Origin of the sequence: Oceanobacillus sp. FSL W7-1304, from assembly GCF_037969805.1 — a bacterium.
GTDB lineage: Bacteria > Bacillota > Bacilli > Bacillales > Amphibacillaceae > Oceanobacillus > Oceanobacillus profundus.
On record NZ_CP150211.1, the window covers coordinates 4,154,093 to 4,168,471 of the forward strand.

The following is a 14,379-nucleotide window of genomic DNA, read 5'->3' on the forward strand; positions in this document are numbered from 1 at the left end:
TCTCTGCTAGCATAAGCTGTAAGAATTATTCGAAATGGGGAACAATGGTGGGGAAATTTTTAAATCGGATACAGGAAAATAAATTTGTTTTGTGGAGCTTAATACTAACGATAACAGTTATTTGGGGATACGCATGGGTGCTCATGAAGGAGTCTCTTAATTTTATGGGACCCTTTGTATTTTCTTCTTTTCGATTTGGGATAGGGGCTGTAACGCTCTTGTTAATGGTAGTTTTTCTAAAAGTTGGTTTTCCTCCAAGAGAATCATGGAAGCACCTCCTTGTAGTTGGCTTATTACAGACAGCAATTGTGTTTCTGCTTGTTATGTTTGCTTTGAAATTTGTCGATGCTGGAAAATCGTCTGTACTCCTTTATTCCATGCCGATTTGGAGCAGTATCCTGGCGACAAAATTTTTGCATGAAAAAATCACGCCGGCCAAGCTAACTGGATTGTTTCTAGGCATGCTAGGACTGTTAGCAATTCTCGGTGGGGACATTTGGATGGGGCAAGATATCGGTGTCATATTTGGAGAACTATTAATAATTATTGCTGCTATATCGTGGGGGATATCGAATGTTTATTATCGTCTTCATGTCCAGCACCTATCGAAAATACAAGCGACAGCATTTCAGATGCTGTTTGGGGCAATCGTCATTCTCATAGTAACGCTTTTTATGGAATGGGGGGAACCTATCCAATTTAATGCAGTAAGTGTTTATTATATTCTATTCACAGGTATACTGGCATCCGCACTTTGTTTCTTCGTTTGGTTTGTTATAATTAGTGTGGTGGATATCGTAACTGCAACACTATCAACCTTGCTTGTCCCATTATTTGGGCTCTTGTTTAGCAGTTTCTTCTTAAATGAAACGATGAGTTTTAGTATGATTATTGGATTTATCTTCATTATTTTTGGTATTGCCGTAGCACAAATAAGGAAACCCCGGCGTGTATAACGTCTCGGGGTTTCCTTATTAAAATAGTAAAAGGCCAAGTGCAATTGGAATAAAACTAAACATTAAAATCATTACACAGAACCCCATAATATCTCGGATTTTTAGTCCTGCAATAGCAAGAACCGGCAGAGCCCAGAATGGCTGAATCATATTTGTCCATGCGTCTCCCCAAGCAACTGCCATAGCAGTCTTTGCTGTATCCGCACCGATTTCAAGTGCTGCTTGAATCATTATTGGTCCTTGCACAGCCCATTGTCCACCACCAGAAGGAACGAAAACATTCACAATACCAGCGCTGATAAATGTGAAAATTGGCAATGTGGCTGCTGTAGAAAAGCTGACAAACCATAATGAAATCTGTTCGGATAATCCAGATGAATCCATCATTCCCATGATTCCTGCATAAAAAGGAAATTGTACGATAATACCTCCCGCATTTTTAACTCCATCACTAACAGTATCGAGAAAACGGCGGGGAGTTCCGTGTAGAATAATCCCTAAGAAAAGAAAAATAAAATTAACTATATTTATATTTAAGTCAAATCCATTCATCACAAAATGATAACCTACAAATAGCAGTCCCATTAAACCGATTAAGAGTGAGAGGACCCGGCTATTCTCCATTCGTTCAGCAGGTGTTGTTGGTTGCGCAACCGCTGCGTTCACGATTTCTTTCGATTCTTCTTTCCATAATGACGTATTTGTTGGACTTATCGGATCGGCACCTTTTAATAAATATCGATTAAAAAATGGCAATGTAATTAATAGTGTAATAACAATAAATATATTAAATGGACTAAACAATGTATCTACGACTGGGATTATACCCATTGTATCTTCTAAAAAGTGTCCAGGGGTAGCTATGAGAAGTGGTACCGATCCTGAAAAACCACCATGCCAGATAAGCATTCCACTGTATGCGCTTGCGATTAAGATCCGATAATCGACTGCAGGAACTCGTTTTGCGACGTGAACAGCAAATAATGCCCCTACAACTAGCCCAAATCCATAGTTTATTAGACAAGCTACTAAAGCAACAAATGTAACAAGCATAACCGCCTGACCTGGAGTTTTTGCTAAATCACTAAGCTTAGCTAAAAAGCGTTTCACAACCGGTGTACTTGCTAAAATAAATCCGGTCACAACAACGAGGGACATTTGCATGCCAAAAGCAAGGAGATCCCAAAAACCATTTCCCCAATGGGTAACCATTTCCATTGGACCATTGTCCGTTAAGATAACCCCTAAAAAATAGACGAAAATGGTTAAAATAATTGCAAATAAAAATGCATCTGGTAAGTAACGCTGAACTAATCTGTCAAAAAATGACGTTAAAAATCTCAATAGAATTCCTCCCTTTGCAAACATTTTTTAAAATAATAGTACCATAAATACAAAAATTATCATGCTGAAATATATGCTCGTCCTTAGGGAAATAGTATGATTTTGCAAGATAAGATAATCAAAAATATGGTTAAACGTGTCGATTTTGTTTGTATAACACACATAACTTGTTATTTTTGTGTAAAATAGAGCTTGGTGTTTTGGAGGATAGGAAAGCATAAAAACTTTACTATCTGTATAAGTGCAACGAATGCATTCGTCTAAAGTCTTGCATTTTAACGTATAAGTTCTACTAAGAATGCTTTCTACGAATCCCATTTACAAGTACCAGGTTTTCTAAAAATACCACATTAATTTGGAAAGAGATGATATATCATATGAATGGAACAGCACATGTTGCAATTGGAGCGGCTGCAGGCTTTGTCGTTGCGAATCAATTTGCATCGTCTCCTACGACAACATTACTTTTCGTTGGACTAGGAGGTGTTTCAGGCTTAATGCCTGATTTGGATATCGATGGAAAACTTCGAAGCAAAATAACATTCTCCCATAAAGTAATTCAATCAGCGGCTCAGTTAATTGGTGCATTGATGATTATGTACAGTCTTTATGAAGGAACAGCAACAGAACGACTTTTTGGGATGGGGATCGGCATAGCGATGATGGCATTATCAGCTTTGCTTAAACAAAAACATATGTTAATTATTACGGGGATAGGTATACTTGCTGGCAGTATTACGTTACAAGAAAAATGGCTAATGTTGCTTGGAGTTTACATATTAATAGCATCTTTCGTTTCTCATCGGAGTTACACACACTCCATTATAGGTACTATATTCTTCGGAATTATTGCTTTTCATTTACAGGAGTCTCTTGGAATCGAAGGTGTCTTCTATGCTTGTTTAGCTGGTTATATTAGCCATCTAGTTGCCGATAGCAAGTTTCTTCCGGTTAATAAGCGGGGAATTAAATTGTTTCTGCCTTTTTCCTCAAAGGAGTTTTAGCATGTGAAGTAGATTGTTGAATACTTCCAAACGGTTTGGAAACTTCCCTATAATTAGTAGTCGAATCTATGGATTTGGCTACTAGTTTATTAGCTTCAATTTTGTCCAGATATTCCATTGAATAAATATTGAAATTTTTCTGAAATAATATATAATTAGTGTAAGGATTGGCTAACATTGGAAATTTACATAGTATTTAAGAATATCCGAAAAGTAAACATGATAAGGGGTTGATGGTGTGTTCAAAAGAATATTTTTGTTAACGCTTACATCTATTTTATGCTTATTTTTACTTATAGCCTGTGGTGGGGGAGGAGCAAATATTGCAATTGGTCCGCCTGCAAGTGAAACAAATGCGGTATCCAAATTAATTTTGGATGCCTATGGTATTGAAGATAGTGATTATAGTGCCTATCAAGAAGGCTTTGGAGACGCAGCAGATGGTGTACAAGACGGAAACATCGATGTTTCTATTGGTATTCTAGGTTTGCCTGCCGGTAATATTGAAAGTTTGCAAGCGTCTGTTGGTGATGTGAAAATGATTGGGTTATCAGATGATGCGATAGCATATATGGAAGAAAACAGTGGATACATGCGATACACGATTCCACAGGATACGTATGATTTTATGGATGAAGATATTGAGACCGTTACGGCATTTGCTGTTTTAGTAGCAAATACAGATTCAATTGGTGAAGAGCTTGGATATGAGCTTGCGAAAAGTATGGTGGAAAATGCAAACGAAAATACACATGCACAGTCCGTGCATATGACGTTGGAAAATGCACTGCAAGGAGCAGAAGGCTTACCGATTCATCCTGGTGCTAAGCGTTATTACGAAGAGCAAGGGTTGGCGGTAGATAATGAAGTTGCAGTACTAGGCGCAACGGAACGAAAGAATGATTTAATTTTGGGAACGGGAAGTCAGGGCGGTACCTATTATCCACTCGGTGGAGAAATAGCGACGATTTGGAATAAGAATATTGAAGGATTAAATGTGACGAATACAGAAACGGGTGCTTCCATTGAAAACTTAGCCAGTATACGTGATGGGAATATGGATCTTGGTATGACAGTTCATGTACCGGCACTGGATGCAGTGCATGGAGAAGGTGACTTTGCAGAAAATGAAGTTACAAATGCAGCATTTATCGGTCATATTTACCCTGAAGTCGTTCAAATTGTTACACGGGAAAACACAGACATCACGAGCCTGGACGATTTAGAGTAATTTATATAGAGGTACTTGGTTCCATATTTTAATTGCTATATAAGAATACAAAGAAGAGGATCTAGTAATTAAACCGGGATCCTTTTCTTACTATTTTATAAAGGTGTGATCGAATGAAAGAAAACTCCCAACTAGATGCTAAACAAATTTTAGAAAAATATGATCGCGAGAGCAATTACCGTGTAAACATTGGAAAGTGGGCTTGGGTCGTTTCATTTCTTGGTGTAGCTCTTACGCTATTCCATTTATATACAGGTTATTTTGGTACACTTCCATCACAGCAGCAAGGAGCAATTCACTTAGGAACAGCGCTTGGTCTTATGTTTTTACTGTTTCCTGCAAAAAAAGGATTACAAAAAAAACAAAAAACCGTTCCATGGTATGATGTGCTTTTAGCATTTACTGCAATTTATGTAACGTACCATAAGATTATTTTCTTTGAATCGATTCTTCAAAGTCGTATTTCTGGATATGGTACGTTAGATGTTATTATTTCTATTCTTGGAATTTTATTATTACTGGAAGCAACTCGTCGAACAGTAGGACTTCCTATTGTCATTGTAGCGAGTGTTGCGATTTTGTATGCTGTTTTTGGTAACTTTATGCCGACACAAATACTGTCACATCCAGGATTCGCCGTGGATCGAATTACAACAGATTTATGGTATAAGGAGATCGGTATTTTTGGTACGCCGATTCAAATATCAGCCAAGTTTATTTTCTTATTTCTTTTCTTTGGCGTTATTTTAGTGCACACGAAAATCGGTCAGTTTTTTAATGATATTGCACTTGCTTTAACGGGAAGATTTACGGGTGGTACTGCTAAAACAGCTGTAGTAGCAAGTGCACTGCAAGGTATGGTATCTGGAAGTTCGGTTGGGAATACAGTTGCTTCTGGATCGTTTACCATTCCAATGATGAAAAAGTCAGGGTTTAAGCCAGAATTTGCTGCAGCGACAGAAGCTTCTGCGTCTACTGGGGGACAAATTATGCCACCAATTATGGGAGCCGCGGCATTTATTATGATGGAATATTTAGGTGTGTCCTACGGAACAATTATGTTAGCAGCAATCGTTCCTGCTGTATTATATTTTACAGGTATCTTTATTGGAACTCATTTTGAAGCAAAGAAAATAGGTGTTATCGGATTACCGAAGGCTCAGATGCCAGTTTTCAAGGAGTTAATGGTGAAAAATGGGTACATGCTTCTGCCGCTATTCATTATTATTGGAACGATTATGGTTGGTTTTACTCCACAACGAGCAGCATTAATGGGGATTTTCACTGCTTTTCTTGTTAGCTTAATTCGAAAAGACACACGAATGAGCGTTAAAAAAGTGTTTCTTGTTCTGGAGGAAGGTGCACGGGTGGCACTGCCGGTAATTGCAGCAGTTGGAACGGCAGGGATTATTGCTGGAGTTGTAAGTATTACAGGCTTGGGAGCTAAATTTGCCGCAAGTATCATTGCGCTATCAGGTGGCATACTATTTTTCTCCTTAATTTTTACCATGATTGCTTGTATTATTTTGGGCATGGGACTTCCAACAACCGCTAACTATGTCGTGACAGCGACCATTGCAGCGCCTGTTCTAATTAATGATTTTGGGGTTTTACCGATAGCAGCTCATATGTTTGTCTTTTACTTCGGAATTGTTGCAGATATTACACCACCTGTTTGCTTGGCTGCATATGCTGGGGCTGGCATCGCTCGAGCAAATCCATTTAAATCGGGGGTAACAGCTGTGAAATTAGCCATAGCTGCATTCATTATACCGTATATATTCATTTACAATCCAATATTGTTGTTACAGGATATTACACCAATAAGACTCATTATTTCCTTATTAACTGCAATTATCGGAATGACCGCAGTTAGTAGCGCTGTGATTGGATTTTTCATAAGAAGTTCCTATTCATGGGAGCGTCTGATTCTGTTTATTGCAGGTGTTATGCTTATTGTACCTGATTTGGTTATTAGTTTAATTGGATTATTACTCCTTCTCGGGGTTTGGTATATACAGAAACAGCGCAAGGATGACTCTGGAGAAATGAAAGCACGTTTATCTGTGTGAATTATTGAGTCCTATATAAGAGCTTTGTAAATGGAGAGTTGCGCTTTAATGTAACTCTCCATTTTATTTTAAGCTACACTTTCGTTATATAAGAAAATTTCGAGTTGAGTTTAAATAATGATAGCGAATACATGACGAAATTCGACAAAAATTTCAGATATTGTATTGATTTTTGAGAGGAAATGGGTTTATAATATCTAAAATTGCTCTAAACATTGGTTGCTATTATATAAAGGACCTGCTTGCATGGAGTGAATTTTCATAATAATAAAACTTTACATCTTAGATACGGAGGTCTTTTTATGCTAAGCAATCCACTTATAGCTACAACGCTTATTTTTGCATTGATTGCACTTGGAGAGTGGCTTTCGATCATCTCCAAAGCAAGAATTCCAATGCTTCTTACCGCGATGGTAGGTTATTTGATTTGTATTTGGACGGGAATATTCCCTAAAGATATTCTTGCAACATCACAATTCGCTGCATTAGGGGCGATGTTAGTTGGACCTGCTATTTTACACATGGGCACAATGATTCCTTTTTCACTCTTGAAAACCCAGTATAAAGCTGTATTAATTTCATTAGGAGGGATTATAGTTTCTGGTGTACTCATATTGGTTATTGTCTCATTTCTTTTTGACTATCCAACTGCGGTAGCGGGAATTGGGCCGCTCAGTGGAGGAGTTGTAGCACTAATTATTACTTCTGAAAAGTTAACAGAGATTGGGCTGACAAGCTTAGTAGTTATTCCAGCATTGATCGTTGCGTTTCAAGGATTATTGGGAATGCCGCTCGCGCAATATTTTCTAAGAAAATATGCGTTTACGATTCAAGAGCAGATAGATAATGGAACATTTAAGCCGATGGAAGATACTAAGCTTACAGCTACAAAGGAAACAGCTGCGAAGAGTCCAATTAAATCGAGTATGACATTAAAATTATTCTTTGTATTTGTAGGTGCAGCAATTGGTACGGCACTAGGTGAGGTAACACCAATCCATTACAGTCTTTGGTGTCTTGCATTTGGTGTAACAGGATTGAAGCTCGGTATCTTTGAACATAAATCACTGGAAAAAGCGAATTCATTTAACTTAACGATGATTGCAATTATATTTGTTGTTATTGGTACAATGGCTGATGTTAGTCCACAGGATGTATTAAACAACCTGCCTAGTATCATTGTTTTGCTTTTGCTTGGTACACTCGGTATTTCATTAGGTGGATTTATCGTTTCGAAGCTGCTGAAGTGGCACCCATATAAGGGAATGCCTGTTGCTTTAACAGCATTATTTGGATTTCCGGCTGACTATATTCTTTGTGAAGAAGTAAGCAGAAGTATTGCAAGGAATAAAGAGGAAGAGGAAACCATTTTTAATGAAATGCTGACACCGATGCTAATTGGCGGGTTTACGACCGTTACCATTGCATCAGTAGTCATCGCGGGAATATTAGTTCAAACATTATAGGAATCGTTGGAGGGAAATAAAATGGGAAAAACAATAATTAAAAATGGATTGTTGATAGATGGAAATGGTGGAGAAATTCAACAAGGTGCAATTGTTGTTGTAGAAGGTAATTGTATACAATACGTTGGTCCCGAAAGTGTGTATACTGCAGACGGTAATGAAGCAGTTTTGGATGCGCAGGGTGGAACGATTATGCCAGGTTTAATAGATACACACGTTCATATGATGCTCGAGTTTTCACCGGTTGCAAAAAGGCTGACAACTCCATTTTCTTTTATGTATTACCAAGCAGCAAAATACCTGGAAGCAACATTACACGCAGGCATTACTTCTGTTCGTGATGCACTTGGAGCAGATCTAGGTGTGAAAAAAGCAATTGAAGAGGGGCTTATTACAGGACCAAGAATGCAATTAAGTATTAACGCACTGACGATCACTGGCGGGCATGGGGATGGTTATACAGTCTCGGGTATAGAAATGGATCTTTTACCATCGGGTTATCCAGGAATGCCAAGTGGAAAATGTGATGGAGTAGAAGAGGTTCGCAAAAAAGCACGTGAAATGCTGCGTGCAGGTGCAGAAGTTATAAAGGTGCACGCAACTGGTGGTGTAACAAGTGCAACAGACCACCCGGAATTCACGCAATTTTCTCAAGCAGAATTAGAAGCGATTGTTGAGGAAGGAAAGTTTAGAAAAGGTGTCAAGGTAATGGCACATGCACAAGGTGCAGAAGGTATTAAAAATGCAGTAAGGGCTGGAGTACATTCGATTGAGCATGGAATCTTTCTGGATGATGAGGCAATTGAGTTGATGCTTGAAAAAGGTACATATCTCGTACCAACATTACTTGCTCCTGTTGGTGTTTTAGAAACAGCAGAGGAAGCAGGTATGCCTGATACTGCTGTAGAAAAATCAAAGGAAGTTATTGAAATTCATAAAGCAAGTATTGCAAAAGCTTATCAAGCCGGTGTGAAAATTGCTATGGGGACAGATGCAGGAGTTGTGAAACATGGAATCAACTTACGTGAGCTAGGTTTAATGACGGAGATTGGAATGTCACCGATGGAGTCCATTGTAGCTTCTACAAAAACTGCTGCAGAATGTCTCGGATGGGAAAATAAAGTTGGGACAATTGAAGCTGGAAAATTAGCAGATATTATTATCGTAAAAGGCAACCCGCTGGAGGATATTTCCTCTCTTGCTGACAATGATACGATTCAGATTGTAATGAAAGATGGAAAAGTAGAGAAGAACCTACTAAACTAATAAAAATAGCTTCCCTTTAAATTTTAAGGGAAGCTATTTTTAATTTTATATCCTTCAACAGGTAACTTCATTTTAATCCCTCCTAATAAATTATTATTTTACATTTAATAAACACCTTCATTACTCTATAAATTTGCCGATAATTAAATATAGAAGTTTATATGAATCTGACACAGATTTATCAGGAGGTCAACAATGGATAAAACATCAATTATTGGATTAATATTAGGATTAATTGCAGTAGGAGTTGGAATGGTGCTAAAAGGGGTAGGTGTTACAGCACTGATAAATCCTGCTGCTCTATTAATCATTATACTAGGGACAGTTGCTGCTGTCACAATAGCATTTCCAACGAGTACACTTAAAAATGTACCTACTCTATTTAAAATTTTATTTACGGAAACGAACAAAACAAATACGAGGGAATTAGTTGAAATGTTCAGTAGCTGGGCAGATCAAACACGTAGAGAAGGTATCTTATCGTTGGAAGAGCAGGTAAATGAAGTAGAGGATCCATTCCTAGCATCTGGGCTGCAACTAGCAATTGATGGACAATCTCCAGATTTCATTAAAGATATTATGCTGGAGAAGATTAGTGCGATGGAGCAGCGACACGAAGAAGGGGCTGCCGTTTTCACACAGGCTGGCACCTATGCACCTACCCTTGGAGTACTGGGGGCGGTTATTGGTTTAATTGCGGCCCTTGGTGATATGTCTAATATGGAAGCATTAGGTGCTGCTATTTCGGCTGCCTTTATTGCGACATTATTAGGAATTTTTACTGGTTATGTATTATGGCATCCATTTGCAAATAAGTTACGAGAGAAATCTAAAAAAGAAGTACTGCAAAAGGAAATCATGGTAGAAGGAATTCTTTCTATTACTACTGGCGATTCCCAGCTGATTGTACGAGAGAAGCTTGGTTCACTGCTTTCTTCTAAAGAATTAGCTGCGATGAAACAGGTGAATTCAGATGAGTAGAAGGAAGAAAAAGAAGCAATCACATATTGATGAATCTTGGCTTCTCCCATACTCTGATTTATTAACGCTTCTAGTTGCTCTATTTATTGTATTGTTCGCAATGAGTGATATAAACGTACAAAAGTACGAACAGCTTTCAGGTGTATTTCGTGATCAGTTTTCTGGTGGAGGCAGCGGGATTCTTGAGAATCATGAAATTCCAGTCAAGACACCAGTTGATTCTGGAGAACTTGAAAAAGACAATCAAGAGGATTCGGAAGAAGAAATGGATGAAACAATTTCGGATGGGGAGGGTGAACTTCTGCATCTTGAAGAACTAAACTCGACAATCCAAAACTATATTTATGAAAATAACCTAGCCGATGCGTTTGGTACAGAACTCACAGAAGAAGGGTTATTAGTTACAATTGTGAATGATGTATTTTTTGATTCAGGTAGTGCTGAAGTGAAGCAAGAAGGAATATCGATTGCACAGGAAGTTTCCAATTTACTGTACACAGAGCCTCCACATCAGATTGTAATTAGCGGGCATGCAGATGATGTGCCAATTGGCGACTCGCCGTTTGAATCCAATTGGGAACTGAGTGTTACCCGTGCACTTAACTTCATGCGGCTTGTTTTAGAAAATGAATCGCTTGACCCAACGCTTTTTAGCGCAAAAGGTTTTGGAGAGTATAAACCAATTGTTCCCAATACAAGTAAAGAAAATAGGGCGAAAAACAGACGAGTTGAGGTTTTGATTTTACCTAACTATGAAATTCATGTGGAAGACTAAATAATAAATTTCTAACAAACTAACAAGACAGCAAGGAATAAAAAACTACTATATCAATGTGGAGTTTTATGTGAGCTTAGGAGCTAAACTACTGATGTTTAGCTCCATTTTATTGTGTGGAAAAATATAAAATTTGAATGCTGTGGATAACTTAAATTCCGCTGCAGCAGCGTCCACAAAGTCGTATCGAGGCTTCACTCGACTCATGATACGATAAAGAAGACTTGACTACTGGCTAAAAATATTCCAAAAAATATAGCTAGTTTGCTACAAATTCTCCCGTATGTTCCGATATAGATAAAGTATTAATATTATATAGTTCTTTTTAACCAGTCCAAATTGACTTGTTAAACATAAATAATAGGGGGTACCCAATGATATCAACAAAAGAGGAACGTAATCGTTCAGTCGTATTTTTATTAAATGGAATGAATACATCTTTGAAATCAATCATTCCGATTCCATGTGAAATAGCAAAGCCCACATTGGTGGGAACTTCATTATCACTATCTTTTGGCGTTTTAATCGGATTTACAGGAGATGCCAAAGGAAAGCTGATTCTTGCAGGTGACCCATCTGTTTTTGCGGCGATAGGTGAAGCGATGTTTGGAATGGCTGTGGAAGGGGAGATGCTTGCTTCCTTTAGTGGTGAGCTAGGAAATATGCTAGCTGGTAACCTTTCTACAACGATTGTTCAAAATGGTATCAAGACAGACATAACAGCACCAACTATTTTGCAAGGAACTACTACTTTATCAGGCTATGAAAAAGCAGTGGAGCTCTCTGTAGAATTTGAAAAAATAGGGAAATTAGATATATATTTATTACTAGATTGATGCATATTGCTTCAATGGTAATTGGTACGAGTCAAAGAATATATTAATTTTCTGTTTATCCTCTAGGTAGAATTGCGGGATTCCTAAAATACTCCTTTATAAATCGTGTTTTTTGTCGATATAAAAGATAGGAACTTTAACCTACATAAGATAATGATAAAGGTTTTGTGTATAGTAATTAACTATGCTTAAAATCGTGGTAGAATTTATCACGCGTTAACGGACTGTAATACCCCAATTTCAAATCGTGAAAATACAAAAAACGTGAAGGTGAACAGTCTGTAAACTCCTTATTCTGTTCAACTAATATGCAGTGGAGGAGTAAGGGAAGGGAATCCCCTACTGCATGAATTTTCTCTTTATACAACCTTAAATTGACAAAATGGAAATAGAAAGGAAATGCTTTTATGGATACGGATCAATATTTAGAGGTGTTTTTGGAAGAAAGCCGAGAACATTTACAGGCAGTTAATGACAGTATACTTCAATTAGAAAAGCAACCCGAAGATTTAAATTTAGTGAATGAGATTTTCCGTTCCGCACATACATTAAAGGGTATGGCTGCAACAATGGGATATGAAGATATTGCATCCCTAACACATAAAATGGAAAATGTACTAGACATGATTCGCAACCATAAATTGAATGTTTCAACGACCATAATTGATGTTATCTTCTTAGCAATTGATGCTCTGGAAGACATGGTTGGTTCCATTCAAGCGGGAAACGATGGAAAGAAAGATGTTTCCGAATTAGTTCATCGTTTGGATCAGATCGAGAATGGCAAGCAAGATGTGCAAATAGAACGGCTTGCTACAGCCGAAGAAGTAAACACAGTTCAAACAGATATGCTTGGACTTGATGAATTCCAAGTTACAATTGTTGAACAAGCAAAAGATCAAGGGTTTTCACCATACCAAATAACAGTCGAATTGACGGAAGAATGTATTTTAAAAGGTGCACGTGCTTATATGGTTTTTGAAGCGTTAGAGGACCATGGAGAAATTATTCATACCAATCCATCTGTTGAAGAAATTGAGGAGGGGAATTTCGGACAAAGCTTTTTAATGATTTTCCTATCAACAGTAGCCCCAGAGATGGTAAAAGACATTATAAGCAAAGTATCAGAAGTGAAAGATGTAGAGATGGAGAGCTTGACTACAACCGTTTCTGAAGAGCAGCAAGAAGAACCTATTTTAGAAGAAAAGCTAGATGCGCAAACAGCGGCGGAAGAGGTTGCAGCAACTACTGAAAAAAGTGCGCCAGCTGTAGTGAATCATGCCTCCAAAACGATCCGTGTTAACTTGGAAAAGATTGATAATCTATTGAATTTATTTGAAGAGGTTGTTATTGATCGAAGTAGATTGGAAGTAATTGCTGAAGGTATGGAGAACCAGGAACTAACGGACACGGTCGAGCACATTAGTCGGGTTTCAAGCGATATGCAAAGTCTTATTTTAGCGATGCGAATGGTGCCAATTGACCAAGTATTTAATCGTTTCCCTCGAATGATTCGCGGGCTTGCAAAAGATTTAGGAAAGCATATTGATTTGGAGATTATTGGAGCCGATACAGAGCTTGATCGTACGGTAATTGATGAGATTGGTGATCCTTTAGTTCATTTAATTCGTAATTCAGTCGATCATGGCATTGAACTGCCGGAAGTACGAAAGCGAGCAGGAAAGTCGGAAGAAGGGAAACTGACACTTCGAGCTTTCCATAGTGGCAACCATGTTTTCATAGAAATTGAAGATGATGGCGCTGGTATTAACCATGAAAAGGTTAAGAAAAAGGCAATTGAAAATGGGATTATTACAACAGCTGAAGCAGACATGCTGACAAAAGATGAAATAGCTAACTTGATACTTTCATCTGGTTTTAGTACAGCTGATAAAGTATCTGATATTTCTGGTCGTGGTGTTGGTTTAGATGTGGTGAAAAATAAAATTGAATCGTTAGGTGGTCAAATTGCAATCGAGTCACAACCGGGTAGAGGAAGTATATTCTCGATTCAATTGCCACTTACGCTATCCATTATTTCAACACTACTCGTAAATGTGCAAAAGGAAATCTATGCAATCCCGCTTTCCTCGATTATAGAAACAGTTATCCTGGAAAAAGATCAAATGATGTTTGCGCATGGGAAGAAGGTTATGGATTTCCGTGGTAAAGTAGTTCCGCTTGTCTCACTGGCAACTGTTTTTGAAGTGCCATCACAGAAAGAGGATGAAAGTAAAGAGTACTCTGTTGTGATTGTGAAAAAAGGAGAAAAACTAACCGGGCTTATTGTTGATTCCTTTATTGGACAACAAGAAGTAGTATTAAAATCACTAGGAAATTATTTGAAAGATGTTTTCGCCATATCTGGTGCAACGATTCTAGGCAATGGAGAGGTTGCGTTAATTATTGATCCAAATGAATTGATGCCTAAGTAGAGTGGAGGAAGTT

The 14,379-nt window shown here is 37.9% G+C and carries 11 protein-coding genes; 10 read left to right on the forward strand and 1 reads right to left on the reverse strand.

Annotated features, from left to right (window positions below; translation table 11 throughout):
- Window positions 1–44 precede the first annotated feature (44 nt).
- Window positions 45–956 carry a DMT family transporter gene (locus NYE61_RS20385; protein WP_339316515.1) on the forward strand — a complete coding sequence of 304 codons (912 nt, stop codon included), beginning with the start codon at window positions 45–47 and terminating at the stop codon, window positions 954–956.
- Window positions 957–974: 18 nt separating this feature from the next.
- Here the strand turns inward: NYE61_RS20385 and NYE61_RS20390 are convergent, their stop codons facing one another.
- On the reverse strand, window positions 975–2,300 hold the full coding sequence (locus tag NYE61_RS20390; protein ID WP_118889929.1) for a short-chain fatty acid transporter: 1,326 nt from the start codon (window positions 2,298–2,300) through the stop codon (window positions 975–977).
- Between the two features lie 377 nt (window positions 2,301–2,677).
- Between NYE61_RS20390 and NYE61_RS20395 the strand changes: the two genes are divergently transcribed.
- The 9 genes from NYE61_RS20395 (at window position 2,678) to NYE61_RS20435 (ending at window position 14,366) form a co-directional block, all read left to right on the forward strand.
- A complete protein-coding gene (locus NYE61_RS20395) occupies window positions 2,678–3,304 on the forward strand; it encodes a metal-dependent hydrolase (protein WP_095310635.1) in 627 nt (208 codons plus the stop codon).
- A gap of 238 nt (window positions 3,305–3,542) precedes the next feature.
- The gene (locus NYE61_RS20400) at window positions 3,543–4,535 is read left to right on the forward strand and encodes a TAXI family TRAP transporter solute-binding subunit (RefSeq protein ID WP_339316518.1); all 993 of its coding nucleotides are present in this window, start codon (window positions 3,543–3,545) and stop codon (window positions 4,533–4,535) included.
- Between the two features lie 113 nt (window positions 4,536–4,648).
- Entirely contained in the window at window positions 4,649–6,607 is a 1,959-nt protein-coding gene (locus NYE61_RS20405; protein ID WP_303450512.1) for a TRAP transporter permease, read from the forward strand.
- Window positions 6,608–6,909: 302 nt separating this feature from the next.
- A complete protein-coding gene (locus NYE61_RS20410) occupies window positions 6,910–8,073 on the forward strand; it encodes a hypothetical protein (protein WP_095310628.1) in 1,164 nt (387 codons plus the stop codon).
- A gap of 21 nt (window positions 8,074–8,094) precedes the next feature.
- Window positions 8,095–9,339 carry an amidohydrolase family protein gene (locus NYE61_RS20415; RefSeq protein ID WP_303450516.1) on the forward strand — a complete coding sequence of 415 codons (1,245 nt, stop codon included), beginning with the start codon at window positions 8,095–8,097 and terminating at the stop codon, window positions 9,337–9,339.
- Window positions 9,340–9,534: 195 nt separating this feature from the next.
- On the forward strand, window positions 9,535–10,320 hold the full coding sequence (motA, locus tag NYE61_RS20420) for a flagellar motor stator protein MotA (RefSeq protein WP_095311067.1): 786 nt from the start codon (window positions 9,535–9,537) through the stop codon (window positions 10,318–10,320).
- On the forward strand, window positions 10,313–11,095 hold the full coding sequence (motB, locus tag NYE61_RS20425) for a flagellar motor protein MotB (RefSeq protein WP_118890436.1): 783 nt from the start codon (window positions 10,313–10,315) through the stop codon (window positions 11,093–11,095). The genes motA and motB overlap by 8 nt, the downstream gene beginning before the upstream one ends.
- Window positions 11,096–11,469: 374 nt before the next feature.
- Entirely contained in the window at window positions 11,470–11,931 is a 462-nt protein-coding gene (locus NYE61_RS20430; RefSeq protein ID WP_095311070.1) for a chemotaxis protein CheX, read from the forward strand.
- 407 nt (window positions 11,932–12,338) lie between these two features.
- A complete protein-coding gene (locus NYE61_RS20435; RefSeq protein WP_118890437.1) occupies window positions 12,339–14,366 on the forward strand; it encodes a chemotaxis protein CheA in 2,028 nt (675 codons plus the stop codon).
- The last annotated feature ends 13 nt before the right edge of the window (window positions 14,367–14,379 follow it).